The sequence below is a fragment of the Pseudomonas sp. RIT623 genome (assembly GCF_004519305.1).
Lineage (GTDB): Bacteria > Pseudomonadota > Gammaproteobacteria > Pseudomonadales > Pseudomonadaceae > Aquipseudomonas.
On record NZ_SOZA01000004.1, the window covers coordinates 136,819 to 152,120 of the forward strand.

Genomic DNA, 15,302 nt, shown 5'->3' on the forward strand with positions numbered 1-15,302 from the left:
TCTGCTCCACTCAGCGGTAGACCGGGAAGTCGGCGCACAGCGCGGCGACGTTCTTGGCCACATCGGCCTCGACATCGGCGTCGCCCAGGTTGTCCAGCACATCGCAGATCCAGCCAGCCAGGGCCACGCACTGGGCGACCTTGAAGCCACGGGTGGTGACGGCCGGGGTGCCGATGCGCAGGCCCGAGGTGACGAAAGGCGACTGCGGGTCGTTAGGCACGGCGTTCTTGTTGACGGTGATATGGGCGCGGCCCAAGGCGGCGTCGGCGTCCTTGCCGGTCAGGCCCTGGCGAATCAGGCTGACCAGGAACAGGTGGTTGTCGGTGCCGCCCGACACAACGTCGTAGCCGCGCTCGATGAACACCTGGGCCATGGCCTGGGCGTTTTCGATCACTTGCTTCTGGTAGCTCTTGAACTCAGGCTCCAGCGCTTCCTTGAAGCACACCGCCTTGGCGGCGATCACGTGCATCAACGGGCCGCCCTGGGCGCCGGGGAACACCGCGGCGTTGAGCTTCTTCTCGATCTCTTCGTTGGCCTTGGCCAGGATCAGGCCGCCACGTGGACCGCGCAGGGTCTTGTGGGTGGTGGTGGTGACCACGTCGGCGAATGGGATCGGGTTGGGGTACAGGCCGGCGGCGACCAGGCCGGCGACGTGAGCCATGTCGACGAACAGCAGCGCGCCGACTTTATCGGCGATCTGGCGGAAACGCGGGAAATCCAGGGTCTTGGAGTAGGCCGAGAAGCCGGCGACGATCATCTTCGGCTTGTGTTCCACGGCCAGGCGCTCGACTTCGTCGTAGTCGATCAAGCCGGTTGCGGTGTCGATCCCGTATTGAACGGCGTTGTACAGCTTGCCCGAGGACGACACCTTGGCGCCGTGGGTCAGGTGGCCGCCGTGGGCCAGGCTCATGCCCAGAATGGTGTCGCCGGCCTGCAGCAGGGCCAGGTACACGGCGCCGTTGGCGGAGGAGCCGGAGTGCGGCTGGACGTTGGCGTAGTCGGCGCCGAACAGCTGCTTGGCGCGCTCGATGGCCAGCGCCTCGACTTTATCCACATGCTCGCAGCCGCCGTAGTAGCGCTTGCCCGGGTAGCCTTCGGCGTACTTGTTGGTCAGGCCGCTGCCCTGGGCCTGCATCACGCGCTTGCTGGTGTAGTTTTCCGAGGCGATCAGCTCGATATGATCTTCCTGGCGTTGCTCTTCGGCATTCATCGCCGCCAGCAGTGCGTCGTCGTAACCCTGGATCTGGTCTTGCTTGCTGAACATCGTGTATCTCCCGGCAGCGATCGTTTCTTGTCTGGTGAGGGTTTTCCCACCCTTTGCAGCGATGGTATGACCGGGCACGGCGGTACAGATGCCTGCGCGCGCCTTGCAATGGCGCGTTTACGACATTCGCCTCCACGCGTCGCACGGGCCTGTAGGAGCCAGCCTTGCTGGCGAACCGCTTTGACTGCCAGAGCAAGGCTGGCTCCTACCGGTAAGCATCGTGGCCTGTATAGGCAACCGCTGAATCGATGGTTTAGAGTGCGTGCCTGCGTCGTAAAAAGGACAGGGCGTCATGACCAACAACAACCAGCAATTCGCCAGCGACAATTATTCCGGTATTTGCCCCGAAGCCTGGGCCGCAATGGAAAAAGCCAACCAGGGCCACGAACGCGCCTACGGCGACGACCAGTGGACCGAACGCGCCGCCGAATACTTCCGCAAGCTGTTCGAGACCGACTGCGAAGTGTTCTTCGCCTTCAACGGCACCGCCGCCAACTCCCTGGCCCTGGCCTCGCTGTGCCAGAGCTACCACAGCGTGATCTGCTCCGAGACCGCCCACGTCGAGACCGACGAATGCGGCGCGCCGGAGTTCTTCTCCAACGGCTCCAAGCTGCTGACCGCGCCGAGCGTCAACGGCAAGCTCACCCCCGAATCGATCCGCGAAGTGGCGCTCAAGCGCCAGGACATCCACTACCCCAAGCCGCGCGTGGTGACCCTCACCCAGGCCACTGAAGTGGGCAGCGTGTACCGCCCCGACGAGCTCAAGGCGATCAGCGCCACCTGCAAGGAGCTGGGCCTGAACCTGCACATGGATGGCGCGCGCTTCAGCAATGCCTGTGCGTTCCTGGGTTGCAGCCCGGCGGATCTGACCTGGAAAGCGGGCGTCGATGTGCTGTGCTTCGGCGGTACCAAGAACGGCATGGCGGTGGGCGAGGCGATCCTGTTCTTCAACCGCCAGCTGGCCGAAGACTTCGACTACCGCTGCAAGCAGGCCGGGCAACTGGCGTCGAAGATGCGCTTCCTTTCGGCGCCGTGGGTCGGGCTGCTGGAAGATGGCGCCTGGTTGCGCCATGGCCAGCATGCCAACCACTGCGCGCAATTGCTGGCGTCGCTGGTGAGTGACCTGCCGGGAGTGGAGCTGATGTTCCCGGTGGAGGCCAACGGGGTGTTCCTGCAGATGCCGGAGCATGCGCTGGAGGCGCTGCGCAACAAGGGCTGGCGCTTCTATACCTTCATCGGCAGCGGCGGCGCGCGGTTCATGTGCTCGTGGGATACGGAGCAAGCGCGAGTGCGCGAACTGGCGAAGGATATCCGCGCGATCTTCGGCGCCTGACCGATGGCATTCGCCGGCAAGCCGCTCCTACGGGACCCTTGTAGGAGCCGGCTTGCCGGCGAAGCGATCTAGAGCCTGAACCCACCCATCTGCCGCGCCAGGTCATCGGCCAAACCACGCAGCGCCTGGCACTCCTCGCGGCAATCCTGCACCTCGGCGGCCGTCTGCCGCGCCAGGTCGGAAATGCCCTGGACCGTCCGGTTGATCTCCTCGGTCACCGCCGACTGCTCCTCGGTGGCCGTGGCCACCTGCTCGTTCATGCCGCTGATGCGCTCGACCTGATCGGTGATCGCACCGAGCGACGTACCGGTACGCTGACTCGACTCGACCCCGCTGCCCGTTGCTTCGCGCCCGGCCTGCATCGAAGCCACCGCCATGCCGGCGCCGTGCTTGAGACGCTGGATCATCTGTTGCACTTCGTCGGTGGACACCTGGGTGCGTCGCGCCAAGGTGCGTACTTCATCGGCGACAACCGCGAAGCCCCGGCCCATCTCACCGGCCCGCGCTGCCTCGATGGCGGCGTTGAGCGCCAGCAGGTTGGTCTGCTCGGAGATGCTGCGGATCACCGCCAGCACTTCATCGATCGAGGCAACCTCGTCGGCCAGCTGGGTCACGGCCTCGGCGGCGCGCCCAATCTCCCCGGACATGCCCTCGATGTTGTGGATGGAGCGGCGCACCACCTCCCGCGCCTGCAGCGCCTCATCCCGCGCCGATTGCGAGGCGTGGGCGGCGGAGCCGGCGTTCTGGGCGATATCCTGCACGGTCAGGCCCATCTCGTGCACGGCGGTGGCGACCATCTCGGTCATTTCCTGCTGGCGGCCCGAGCGCTCGGCGGTGTTGTCCACCACCTGGGTCACCTGTTCCACCGATTGGTGCAGGCGTTCGGTGGTGCGCAGCACCTCGCCGATCAGACCGCGCTGGCTGTCGAGAAAACGGTTGAAGCCCCGGGCCAGATCGCCCAGTTCGTCCTGGCGCGCATCGTCCAGACGGTGGCTGAGGTCGCCCGCACCACTACCGATCTGCACCAGCGCCGCCGTGACCTGGCGGATCGGCCGCACCAACCCGCGCGCCAGCAGCACCACCAGCAACAACGAGATCAGCGCCACGCCGCCGCCAATCAGGCAGGTCTGCCAGATGGCCTGGCGCGCCTGGGCGTAGATTTCGGCTTCCGGCACTTCGGCCACCAGCGTCCAGTTCAGGTCACGCAAGGGCAAGCCCAACGCCAGGTAGTCCTCACCATCACGTTGGAAACGGCTGCTGCGCAGGCCCTCGCCGCCCACCAGCACAGCCTTCGCCGCCTCGACGTCCAGTTGCTCGGCAAGTTGACGCTTACCACTGAACTGCTGGTCGGGATGGACCTGGATCAGCCCGTCGTTGCGCACCAGGAACACCTTGCCGTGCTCGCCGAAGCTGAAGTCGTGGATCAGCTTGGACAGTTCGGTCATGCGCAGGCCCATGCCTGCCACGCCCACCAGCTGGCCGGCCTTTTCCACGCGATAGTCGATGAACAGCGCCAGCTCCCCCGTGGAGCCATCGATGTCGATGTTCAACATGCGGTCGGCGCCGCTGTCGATGTAGCCGTAGAACCAGTTGTCCTTGGGGTTGGCACGGCTGAGGGTGCGGTCCAGGCCTTTTTCGTTGTAGTAGTTGCCGCTCACCGTAGAGGCGAACAGGGTGGTAAAGGCGTGGTTGCGCTGCTTGGCGGCGTCGAGGTACTCGATGAACGCCGGCAGCGCGGCGGAATCTTCACCGGCAGCCAGCCAGTCGCGCAGCAGGGTGTTGCCGGCGATGTCCGCGGCTGCCACCAACGGGCGGCCAAGCATGCGCTCGATATCGTTGCGGATGGCTTCGATGCTGGCCGGCAGCGCCGTGTCGACCAGGTAGCGCTCGGTGAGGCGGTTGAGCGCCACCGTGTAGATCGCCACCACCACCAGGATGCTCGCCAGCAGGGCTGCGCCCATGCTCGCGATCAATTGCCACTGGATGCTTCGCCGCCAGATGCGCATATGCCACTCCCCGATAATTATTGTTTTTCGGGAAGTGTATACACTTAAGTATCCAGTTGTTCCAGTGATCCGCGACAAGGCCTGGCACGCATAGCGCTCCAGCGGGCAGGCCGAAAACAGCGTAGGAGCCGGCTTGCCGGCGAACACCGGCGCGGCCGGTGCCATCCAGCACGGTGCCTGATTCGCCAGCAAGGCTGGCTCCTATGGTTTAGCCGCGCGCAGGCGCGTCAGACGTCGGAGACGGCCTTGCTGATGGCATCGACCGTGGCGTCGATCTGCGCCTGGGTGCGCTCGAGGGTCTGGGCGTGCTCGCGCTGCAGTTCGATCTGCTTGGAGCACAGGTTCAGGGCCGCCAGCACCAGCAGCTTGTCGCCGATCAGGGTCGGGTAGTTGCGCTTGGTTTCGGCCAGGGCGACGTTGAGCATGCGCACGGCCTGGGAGAGCGTTTCCTCCTGGCCTTCAGGCGCCTTGAGCGAATAGTCGTTGCCCAGGATCGACACGACGTTGACCGGCTGCGCTTGCAGTCTCATGCGTTCACGACACCCGCGCTGGCGCGCTCGACCAGGGCCTGGATGCGGGCGGCGGTGGCGCCGTGCTTCTCTTCCTGTTCCATCAGGGACAACTGCAGGCTGTCGTTCTCTTCCTTGGCCTGGGCCAATTCCTGGCTGAGGCTGGTGTTCTGTTCGCTCAGCTGGGCGTTTTTATGCATCAGGTCGCTGACCAGTTGCTCGAGTTGATTCAGGGAAGTTTCCAACATGCGTCTATCTCGGGTTGTTGCAGAGGGCGCACACGATAAGGAAAAACCTGCGCCCCCGCCATTAAATATAGGATTCAGGAAGTGTTTACCCGGTCAGGTTGACAGGCCAACCCCTGCCTTGTTCCGACCTGGATCAACCGCTGGTCAGGAAAATAGATAGCTGGCTCACAGTTTCATCATTTCGGCCTCAAGACTCGGCGGTCACGACCGATAGCTCGGCAGGTCACTCTTCGTCGCATGGATCGCGGCACCTCATCTGCCTTGGAAACCGCCTCCATGTCCCTACGCAATATGAATATCGCGCCCCGCGCGTTGCTCGGTTTCGCCGTGATCGGCGTGCTGATGCTCGGCTTGGGTATCTTCTCGCTGATCCAGATGGGCAACATCCGCCAGGCTGGCGTGACCATCGAGGAAGTCAGCGTGCCCAGCATCAAGACCCTCGACGAGCTGACCGCGCTGAACCTGCGCCTGCGCACCCTCTCCTACCGCCTGCTGCTCAACCGCGAACCGGCCACCCAGCAGGAGACCCTGCGCCTGCTCGACCAGCGCAATGCGCAGATCGACAAGGCCCGCCAGGTCTATGAGCCGCTGGTCACCGCCGCCGACGAGAAGGCCGCGTTCGACCAGTATGGCCAGTTGCTCAATCAATACCGCCAGCTCGAGGCGCGCATGCGCAGCCTGAGCCAGGCCGGCGACCTGGACGCCCTGCGCGACCTGCTCAACAGCGACCTGCCGGCCAACTCCGAGCAGATCAACAAGGTGATGGATACCCTGGTGCGCATCAACACCGACCAGACCGCCGACACCAACGCCGCCGCCGCCAGCCAGTATGCCGGCGCCTTTGCCCTGGTGATCGGCCTGCTGGTCGCCGCCACCGTGCTGACCCTGCTGTTCGCCTTCCTGCTGACCCGCAGCATCGTCAAGCCCATCGAGGAAGCACTCAAGGCCGCCGAGCAGATCGCCGAAGGCGACCTCACCCATACCATCCGCCCCGATGGCACCGACGAAGCCGCGCGCCTGCTGCAGGCCATGGCCAAGATGCAGGACAAGCTGCGCGACACCCTGCAGCTGATCGCCGGCTCCGCCACCCAGCTGGCCTCCGCCGCCGAGGAGCTGAACAGCGTCACCGACGAAAGCGCCCGTGGCCTGCAGCAACAGAACAACGAGATCGAGCAGGCCGCCACCGCCGTCACCGAGATGACCAGCGCCGTGGAAGAAGTGGCGCGCAATGCCGTGAGCACCTCCGAGGCCTCCGGCGAGGCCAGCCGCTCGGCCGGCGATGGCCGCGACCTGGTGATGGAGACCGTGGGCGCCATCGAGCGCATGAGCGGCGACGTGCAGGCCACCGCCAAGCTGATCAGCCAACTGGCCGAGCAGTCCCGTGACATTGGCAAGGTGCTGGACGTGATCCGCGGCCTGGCCGACCAGACCAACCTGCTGGCGCTCAACGCCGCCATCGAGGCCGCCCGCGCCGGTGAAGCCGGCCGTGGCTTCGCCGTGGTCGCCGATGAAGTACGGGCCCTGGCCCACCGCACCCAGCAGTCCACCAGCGAGATCGAGCGGATGATCGGCAGCATCCAGGGCGGCACCGAGCAGGCCGTGGACTCGATGCGCACCAGCACCGAACGCGCTGAATCGACCCTGAACATTGCCCGTGGCGCGGGCCTGGCGCTGGACACCATCGCCGGCGCGGTGGCGCAGATCAACGAACGCAACCTGGTGATCGCCAGCGCCGCCGAGGAGCAGGCCCAGGTGGCCCGCGAGGTGGACCGCAACCTGGTGAACATCAACGACCTGTCGGTGCAGAGCGCCACCGGCGCGCACCAGACCAGCGCGGCGAGCGCCGAGCTGTCGCGCCTGGCGGTGGATCTCAGTGGCCTGGTCTCCCGCTTCCGCGTTTAAGGCCTGGGCAAAGCCGGTTCATCAACCACCCGATGAACCGGTTCCATTTTGGCTGTGGAAGCGGCGGCAAGTCAGCCAGGGCCACGGGCTTTAGATGCTGCCATTGCGAGAGCGGCCCACCTTCCACAACCGAGCCGTCGTTGAATTTCTTGGCCAGCTTGTCCACTGCGTTCAACGCGGTCGTTACCGCGCCTTCGGCCCAGCCGCCAGTCCAGGACACATCGTCACCGGCCAGGATGAAACCATCGTCGACAACGCCGTTGCCGCCATCATGGAACTGGCTGAACAGCAACCTCTGATATTCGTACTGTCCCGGCAGGTTCATCTTGAAAGCGCCCAGATAAAAGGGCTCGCCCTCCCAATGGATCTGCGCGAAAGGGTCGCTGCCCTCCAGGCGCCCACGCAAGCCCAGCCCTGGGTAGATCTGCTCGAGCAACGTTGTACACAACGCGCCGTTTGACATGTCTGGCTGCCCAGCCAGCAGCTTGAGGCTGTCATCGTTCCAGGTATACGAAAGAAGCAGGCCAGAGCCTTTGTAGGGGCCGTGGCTGGCCGAGTAGTCCACCAGGTAGGTACCACGCGTCAGGCGGTCGGAAAGCGTGATACTCATCAACTGACGGCCTTGCTCGTCCCGCTGCTTCCAAAACGCATCCTTGGTTGCCGCGAAGACTTTGGTCGACTGCATGTAATGGGTGTACATCACCGCTTCCCATTGCTTCTGACTGAGCAGTGGCCGTTCGGGCGCGGCATGGCGATAGCGGAACTTGTCGAGAAGACGCACGTGCGGCGTGTAGACCACCGCGGCAAACCGCTGAGTGTAGTCCTGCTGGGTATCCAGGTCGCGCAGGCTGACCTCGAAATGGCCATCATCCAGGCGGCTGACCAGGCTCACTTGCTGACGTAACGGGTCGTGGCCCGGCAACGCGTCCCGGGTCAGCGTCTCTACAGTAGCCTCGGCTTGCCAATACACTTGTTGATCGCCAAAACTGGCCGCACTCTGGGTCCACAACCGCTGCGGCAATTGCTCGGCGCCATCGCGCATCAGTTGGTGCGATACATCCAGGCCGGTGTACAACACTCGCAAGACTTCCAGAAAACTGTTGGGGAAATCTGTGTTCCACCCACCGGTGCCGAAACCGATCTGGCCGAACAGGTTGATATCCGATGCAGGCCAGCGGGCCTGCTCGACCATCGCGGCATGGAAACTCAAGTTGTCCCAGCCGTGGGCCAAAATGGTGTTCCAGATAGTTTTTATACGGCCTGTATCGACACTTCCGTCGGACATGGCCCGTTCCATTTGCGAAAACAGAATCGGCTGTTGCTCGAGGAACTCTCCAAAGAAGCGGTCCTCGATGGCTTTAAACTTTTCAGGCCGCGCAAACTTGCCCTCATCCCCTTCGAAGTAGTACTTGACGCCCTCGTAGTCGACCACTGTACTTACTGCGGCGACACTGCCTGGGTTGGGGAAGTCTTCACTGTTTTCACGCATGCGTACTTTTGCAAAATAGTGCATCAATGTTCTGCCGGACACCGGAAAACGCATCGCGCCTCGCTCGAACGGGGTGTTCCCCAGCGCCGTCGAGAACATGCGACCACCGACCCGCCCACTGGCGTCGACCACAACTGGTCGCAGGCCCATGCGCATGCATTCATAACCCGCCACCAGCCCCGCTACACCGGCACCGACCACCAGTACAGGCTGGCCCAGGTGTTCCGCCGTCACACTGCCCAAGGGGCTTTTCCCCTTGCTGGCCAAGTAAGCGGCATAGTCGAACGGGAAGTCCGGAACCAATGCACTGACAGCACTGGCACGGGCCAGCAAGTTGCGTCGCATCCTATTGGGGGTGGCGGCCATATGGATTATTCCTCAGCAAATAGTCAGTTTTTCCCAAGCCCTTTAAGAAAACACCTACGCACATTTTCTTCATATTGGGCTATTAATTCGCTCCCCAACACTGACAAAAGTACCAGTTGACAGCTTTTTCCAATGTCCCGGACTGTCATCCAAGGCAAATATTCAAGTCACCTGGAGCTGCCATGCCTTGCGCAAAACCCGACAACAAGCGTCTTGAAGTCGAAACCCGCAGTATCGAGCAGGTCCCTCACGAGGAACGTCATGGACAGGCCTGGCAACTGGGGCCTTTCTGGTTCACCGGCAACTTCGTGCTCACGACCATGGCGACCGGGTTCATCGGCCCAGCCAGCGGCCTTGCCGCACTGCACGCGATCCTCGCGATCGTTCTCGGGGTCGCCCTCGGTACCCTGTGCATGGCCTTGCACGCCAACCAGGGCCCGCGCCTGGGGCTGGCCCAGATGATCCAGTCACGGGCCCAGTTCGGCATTCGCGGCGCGGTCCTGCCATTTGCGGTGGTGGTCTGTGTCTATATCGGTTTCAACGTGTTCAACCTGACACTGGCCAGCCAAGCGCTAAGCCCTGTAGTGGGAGGCCCTAGCATGTTGTGGCAGGGGTTGTTCCTGGGGGTGGCGATGTTCATCGCGATCGTCGGTCACGACCTGCTGCACACCGTACAGCGGTGGCTGACCTATCTGCTGATCGGCGTGTTCGGCCTGCTCAGCATCAGCGCTCTGAATACCCTTGAGCTCGACAGTGTGCAGCCCTTGCAGCCGTTCTCCTGGGCGGTATTCATCGCTCAGATGTCGGCCGCTGCCGCCTATCAGGTCAGCTATGCCGTCTACGTTTCCGATTACTCGCGCTACTTGCCCAGCGACACGCCCGCCCGCCGAGTCATCGGTTGGACCTACCTGGGCGCAGCCACATCGGCCATCTGGCTCATGTCGCTGGGCGCCCTGGCGAGCTCCGCACTGCCGGGCAACGGCCCGATCAGTTATGTAACGCAACTGGGCGACCTAATATACCCGGGTTTCGGCAGCTTGGCGGTGCTGCTGGCAGTACCGGCGCTGGTCGGCATCATGGCCGTCAACTGCTATGGCGCCATGCTCACCGGTGCCAGCGCCCTGACTGCATTCCGCCCCTTGCGTCCTGGCTCGGGGGCGCGCATCGGCGGAATCGGCCTGGTCGGGCTGGCGGTCTATCTGATCGCCATCGGCCTTCCTGAAGGGTATCTGGAAAGCTTCAGCCTGTTCCTGCAGATGATGCTGTACTTCCTGCTGCCCTGGAGCGCGATCAACCTCACCGACTTCTACCTGCTGCGCAAAGGACGTTATGTGATTGCCGACCTGTTCGATACCCAAGGCATCTACGGACGCTGGGCGCTGCCCGGAATACTGGCTTATGCCGGGGCCCTGCTGGCCATGCTGCCATTGGCCAGCATCGGTGACTACAGCGGCTGGATGGTCACTGTGTTGGGTGGGGTGGACCTGGCCGCGCCGACCGGGTTCGCCGTGGCAGCCCTGCTCTATTTCTACCTGACACGCCAACGCGACCATCAGCGTGAAACCGTACTGTGGGCCAAGGAAAACCAGTCATGAACAGCATCCAGCGCGTGGCCTGCCAGCAACTGGCTCCCGAACTCGGCCAATCCGAGCGAAACCTGGCGCGTTCCCTGGCGGCGATCAGCGAAGCTGCGCATGCCGGGGCGCGATTGGTGGTACTGCCGGAACTGGCCCTCAGTGGCTATGCATTCCGTGATCGGGCAGAGGCCTACGAACTCGCCGAGGAACGTGATGGTCCGGCCTTGGCCGCCTGGGCCGAGCGGGCATGCCGGCATGACGTGATCGTGGTTGGGGGGTTCTGTGAGCGCCTGGCCGACGGTGCAGTGGCCAACAGTTCGGTGCTGATCGAGCCAGACGGACGGCGCACCTTCTACCGCAAGGCCCATCTGTGGGATCGCGAGACCCTGATCTTCACTCCCGGCGACCAGCCTCCACCGGTTATCACCACCGCCATCGGTCGGGTCGCGATGATGATCTGCTACGACCTGGAATTCCCCGAATGGGTACGCCTGGTCGCACTTTCCGGGGCCCAACTGCTGTGCGCGCCAGTCAACTGGCCTGATGGGCCTCGCCCCCGCGGACAACGGCCTGCGGAGGTGACTCGGGTCCAGGCCAATGCCTCGCTCAACCGCCTGTTCATGCTGGCCTGCGATCGCAGCGGCGAGGAGCGTGGGGTTCGCTGGGTGGGCGGCTCTTCGCTGGTGGATGCCAACGGCTACCTGCTCGCTGGTGGCGAAACCCTCGATCACCCCCAGTTATTACTGGCCGACATCGCCCTGGAAGAGGCCGATGAGAAACGCATCAGCTCGCACAATCATGTACTGCATGACCGTCGCCCGCAGCTCTACCACGGCCTGCTCCGAGCAGTGCCCTGCGCTCAATAGTCGATGCGCACATCGCCCTTCGGCACGCTGCAGCACGACAGGATGTAGCCCTCGGCCTCATCCTCCTCGGTGATCCCGCCGTTGTGCTCCATCTGCACCTCGCCACCGAGCTTGAGCACCTTGCAGGTGCCGCAGATGCCCATGCCGCAAGCCTTGGGAATCATCAGCCCGACCTTGGCCGCCGCCGCATGCACGGTCTCGCCCGGGGCCACGCGAATGCTCTTGTCGCTGCCGACGAACTCCACCAGGTTGAGGTCGGCCACGTCCAGTTCCGGCGCATCGGCCGCCGCTTCGGCGTGTTCCACCGCGTCGGCCTTGGCCTCCGGCGGCGTAGCGCCGAACGACTCCTCGTGGTAGTTCCTCATGTCGAAGCCGACCGCCTCGAGCATGCGCTTGACCGCGTTCATATAGGGCGTAGGGCCACAGCAGAAGATCACTCGCTCCATGTAGTCCGGCGCGATCAACTCCATCAGGCGTTGGTTGAGGTAACCGCGATACCCCGCCCATGGCTCGCCCAGGCCGTGCTTCTCGCAGACGATGTGCAGGCTGAAGTTGGGGATGCGCGAGGCCATCTGCTCCAGCTCGCGGTGGAAGATGATGTCTTTCGGCGAGCGCGCGCTGTGCACGAACACCATGTCGACGTTGGCATTGGTGTCGTAGAACCAGCGCGCCATGGACATCACCGGGGTGATACCGACGCCACCGGACAGGTACAGCACCTTGCCCGCCGGGAAATCGATGGCATTGAACAGCCCCACTGGCCCGTGCACCGGCAGCTCGGCGCCTTCGTGCATGGTGTCGTGGAGGAAGTTCGACACCAGCCCGCCCGGCACCCGCTTGACCGTGATCGAGAAGCTGTAGGGCACCGACGGCGAGCTGGAGATGGTGTACGAACGCATCACCGGCCGGCCTTCGATCTCCAGCTCCAGGGTGACGAACTGCCCCGGTTTGAAGAAGAACATGATCGGTTGGTCGGCCATGAAGCAGAAGGTGCGCACGTCCCAGGTCTCCTGGATGACCTTGACGCAGCGCACGATATGGCGGCCATTGGTCCAGGTCTGGGTGGTGACCGGATTGAGGAAGGTATCGGACATGTTCATCTCCAGCAGCCGACTGTCGGCCTTTCTTATGGCTCCGATAATGCGCATCCCGCCGCCGCCGTACATTCCCATCCGCGACATCGGCGTGCTTATCGCGACCAGCCCCGCACTACAGGGGCTGGCGCGTCGGAATTCGATTCGGCCATGTCGCCCATGGACATGGTCGTTTCAGTGCTCGAACGCACACTCCTCGGCAAAACCAACTGCTGATTCCAAAAGCAGACAGCCTTGCGGCACAACAACAACGATTAGCCACCTTTTGCTGGCCGCATGCGGCCCCGAGGACCACACGATGGACGTCACCGCAACCCTGAGCCTGGGCGATCCACTGGAACCTGCACGCAAGGCCACAGCCGAGATGCTGCAGACCCGCGAGCGTACCTACTCGCTGCCGCAGCCGTTCTATTGCGACGAGCGCCTGTTCCAGATCGACCTGCAGGAGATCTTCCACAAGGAATGGCTGATCGCAGGCCTGGTGTGCGAGATCCCGGCCAAGGGCAACTACATCACCCTGCAGATCGGCAAGAATCCGATCATCGTGGTGCGTGGCGCCGAGGGCAAAGTGCATGCCTTCCACAACGTCTGCCGCCACCGCGGCTCGCGCCTTTGCGTCAGCGAAAAGGGCAAGGTGGCCAAGCTGGTCTGCCCCTACCACCAGTGGACCTACGAGCTCGACGGCCGCCTGCTGTTCGCCGGCACCGAGATGGGCGTCGACTTCGACATGAACCAGTACGGCCTGAAACCGGTGAACGTGAAGGTGGCTGGTGGCTACATCTTCATCAGCCTGGCCGAGAACCCGCCGGCCATCGACGAGTTCCTCGCCACCCTGGACCACTACATGGAGCCGTACGACATGGAGAACACCAAGGTGGCGGTGCAGACCACCTTGATGGAAAAGGCCAACTGGAAACTGGTGCTGGAGAACAACCGCGAGTGCTACCACTGCAACGGCTCGCACCCGGAATTGCTCAAGACCCTGCTGGAATGGGACGACACCAACGACCCGCGCGCCAGCCAGGAATTCAAGGACCACGTCGCCGCCTCGGCCGCGGCCTGGGAAGCCGAGAAGATTCCCTACCTGCACAAGAGCCATGGCTTGCGTAACCGCATCGTGCGCATGCCGCTGCTCAAGGGCACCGTGTCGATGACCATGGACGGCAAGGTGGCATGCAAGAAGCTGATGGGCCGGATCAAGAACCCGGACCTGGGCTCGATGCGCATCCTGCACCTGCCGCATTCGTGGAACCATTGCATGGGCGACCACATGATCGTGTTCACCGTGTGGCCGATCAGCGCGCAGGAGACCATGGTCACCACCAAGTGGCTGGTGCACAAGGATGCGGTGGAGGGGGTGGATTACAACCCTGAAGAAATGCGCAAGGTGTGGGACGCGACCAACGACCAGGACCGCCGCCTGGCCGAGGAGAACCAGCGCGGGATCAATTCCACGGCGTACCAGCCAGGGCCTTATTCGAAAACTTACGAGTTCGGCGTGGTGAATTTCATCGATTGGTACAGCCAGCGGTTGCTGAACAACCTTGGCGCGGAGCCGGCGGCTTATCTCAAGGAGATCAAGGCGCAGTAGTCCGCTAACACTCCCAATCCCGTAGGAGCCAGCTTGCTGGCGAACCTCCTGCCTCCTGATGGGTTGGTTCGCCGGCAAGCCGGCTCCTACGGGTTTGCGCATTGCCCGTAGGAGCCAGCTTGCTGGCGAACGCCCGCTGTTGTTACATCCTGCCTCGATAGCACCCACGCCTAAATGTGCTCGCCACCTAGACTTGTCCTGGTACCAGGGAGGTCCACCATGCGAATCGCACATGCTCACCGGCTGCGTACCGGACGCTACTCTGAAACTGGACGTCGCTACATCGTCACCAGCGTGGTACTGCACAGACAACCCATTTTTCTGGAACTGCGCCTCGCCCGCGCACTCATCACCGAACTGCGCTTCGCCCACGAGCAACAATGGGCGCATAGCCTCTGCTGGGTTGTGATGCCCGATCACTTCCACTGGTTGATCGAACTGCGAGACACCGACCTTTCCGAGCTTATGCGCAAGGTCAAATCCAGAAGCACGCAGCGAGTAAACCGCATAGCCTCCCGCCAAGGCCGCCTGTGGCAAAAGAACTTCCACGACCATGCCCTGCGCAAGGATCAAGACCTGCGCGCCACCGCCCGCTACATCGTCGCCAACCCACTGCGCGCCGGACTCGTCACAACCCTGCGCCACTACCCTCACTGGGATGCCATGTGGCTTTGATCAAAAAACGATCAAACGTGTGCAGCCCGCAAGCTGCAAGGCCGCGCGCCATGCACAAACACTTTATCCACAGACCCGCCAACAGCAATTGTGGAAACTGTTGTCCAGGGCCAGTGATCAAATATTGACCAAACTTGCGTAACCCTCTGATTCAAAGGCCTGGGAGGGTATCCGAACACCTTTTCCACAGGGTCGCCAACAGACTTTGTGAACGAAAGTTCTGCTGCATTGCCCAGAACTGTGGATAAACCCCAAAGCGCCCGTAAATCAGCGACTTTAAGCAAAAACCAAAGCTATTGTTCAATTTTTGATCAAATCCACGCAGCCCATATAAATCAAAGGCTGCAGAACTAACCGAACATATTATCCACAGAGCGACCAA

12 protein-coding genes and 2 pseudogenes are annotated in these 15,302 nt (G+C 62.9%); 7 read left to right on the top strand and 7 right to left on the bottom strand.

The window, feature by feature from the left end:
- Window positions 1-10: 10 nt before the first annotated feature.
- A complete protein-coding gene (locus tag E3U47_RS04885; protein ID WP_134689884.1) occupies window positions 11-1,264 on the bottom strand; it encodes a serine hydroxymethyltransferase in 1,254 nt (417 codons plus the stop codon).
- A gap of 292 nt (window positions 1,265-1,556) precedes the next feature.
- On the opposite strand from E3U47_RS04885, the gene E3U47_RS04890 reads away from it, so the two are divergent.
- On the top strand, window positions 1,557-2,597 hold the full coding sequence (locus tag E3U47_RS04890) for a low specificity L-threonine aldolase (protein WP_134689885.1): 1,041 nt from the start codon (window positions 1,557-1,559) through the stop codon (window positions 2,595-2,597).
- A 68-nt stretch (window positions 2,598-2,665) separates the two neighbouring features.
- Here E3U47_RS04890 and E3U47_RS25390 read toward each other — a convergent pair whose 3' ends face one another.
- From E3U47_RS25390 to E3U47_RS04905, 4 genes and pseudogenes are all read right to left on the bottom strand, one after another.
- Complete coding sequence (locus E3U47_RS25390) at window positions 2,666-3,403, bottom strand: methyl-accepting chemotaxis protein (RefSeq protein WP_372239479.1); 738 nt, start codon at window positions 3,401-3,403, stop codon at window positions 2,666-2,668.
- A 126-nt stretch (window positions 3,404-3,529) separates the two neighbouring features.
- Window positions 3,530-4,768 (bottom strand): annotated as a pseudogene (locus E3U47_RS25395) (cache domain-containing protein); the annotation flags it as partial.
- Window positions 4,769-4,830: 62 nt separating this feature from the next.
- Window positions 4,831-5,133, bottom strand: coding sequence for a cell division protein ZapA (locus E3U47_RS04900; RefSeq protein WP_134689887.1), 303 nt, complete (start codon window positions 5,131-5,133; stop codon window positions 4,831-4,833).
- Window positions 5,130-5,360, bottom strand: coding sequence for a hypothetical protein (locus tag E3U47_RS04905; RefSeq protein ID WP_134689888.1), 231 nt, complete (start codon window positions 5,358-5,360; stop codon window positions 5,130-5,132). The genes E3U47_RS04900 and E3U47_RS04905 overlap by 4 nt, the downstream gene beginning before the upstream one ends.
- A 291-nt stretch (window positions 5,361-5,651) precedes the next feature.
- On the opposite strand from E3U47_RS04905, the pseudogene E3U47_RS25400 reads away from it, so the two are divergent.
- Window positions 5,652-6,407 (top strand): annotated as a pseudogene (locus E3U47_RS25400) (MCP four helix bundle domain-containing protein); the annotation flags it as partial.
- Window positions 6,399-7,262: a methyl-accepting chemotaxis protein gene (locus tag E3U47_RS25405; RefSeq protein WP_372239480.1), complete on the top strand. Its 864-nt coding sequence runs from the start codon at window positions 6,399-6,401 to the stop codon at window positions 7,260-7,262. The pseudogene E3U47_RS25400 and the gene E3U47_RS25405, both read left to right, overlap by 9 nt.
- On the opposite strand, the gene E3U47_RS04915 is transcribed toward E3U47_RS25405, so the two are convergent.
- Entirely contained in the window at window positions 7,231-9,117 is a 1,887-nt protein-coding gene (locus E3U47_RS04915) for an NAD(P)/FAD-dependent oxidoreductase (protein WP_134689890.1), read from the bottom strand. The two genes, E3U47_RS25405 and E3U47_RS04915, sit on opposite strands and share 32 nt — an antisense overlap.
- Before the next feature lie 182 nt (window positions 9,118-9,299).
- Here E3U47_RS04915 and E3U47_RS04920 point away from each other — a divergent pair, with 182 nt between their 5' ends.
- Both E3U47_RS04920 and E3U47_RS04925 read left to right on the top strand, forming a co-directional pair.
- A complete protein-coding gene (locus E3U47_RS04920; RefSeq protein WP_134689891.1) occupies window positions 9,300-10,712 on the top strand; it encodes a cytosine permease in 1,413 nt (470 codons plus the stop codon).
- Window positions 10,709-11,560: a nitrilase-related carbon-nitrogen hydrolase gene (locus E3U47_RS04925; protein WP_134689892.1), complete on the top strand. Its 852-nt coding sequence runs from the start codon at window positions 10,709-10,711 to the stop codon at window positions 11,558-11,560. Before E3U47_RS04920 ends, E3U47_RS04925 begins: the two co-directional genes overlap by 4 nt.
- Here E3U47_RS04925 and gbcB read toward each other — a convergent pair.
- Window positions 11,554-12,654 (bottom strand): glycine-betaine demethylase subunit GbcB, encoded by a 1,101-nt coding sequence (gene gbcB / locus E3U47_RS04930; protein WP_134689893.1) that lies wholly within the window; start codon window positions 12,652-12,654, stop codon window positions 11,554-11,556. The two genes, E3U47_RS04925 and gbcB, sit on opposite strands and share 7 nt — an antisense overlap.
- 298 nt (window positions 12,655-12,952) lie before the next feature.
- Here gbcB and gbcA point away from each other — a divergent pair, with 298 nt between their 5' ends.
- Window positions 12,953-14,245, top strand: coding sequence for a glycine-betaine demethylase subunit GbcA (gbcA, locus tag E3U47_RS04935; protein ID WP_134689894.1), 1,293 nt, complete (start codon window positions 12,953-12,955; stop codon window positions 14,243-14,245).
- A 219-nt stretch (window positions 14,246-14,464) separates the two neighbouring features.
- Window positions 14,465-14,920 carry a transposase gene (locus E3U47_RS04940; RefSeq protein WP_134689895.1) on the top strand — a complete coding sequence of 152 codons (456 nt, stop codon included), beginning with the start codon at window positions 14,465-14,467 and terminating at the stop codon, window positions 14,918-14,920.
- Window positions 14,921-15,302: the final 382 nt, after the last annotated feature.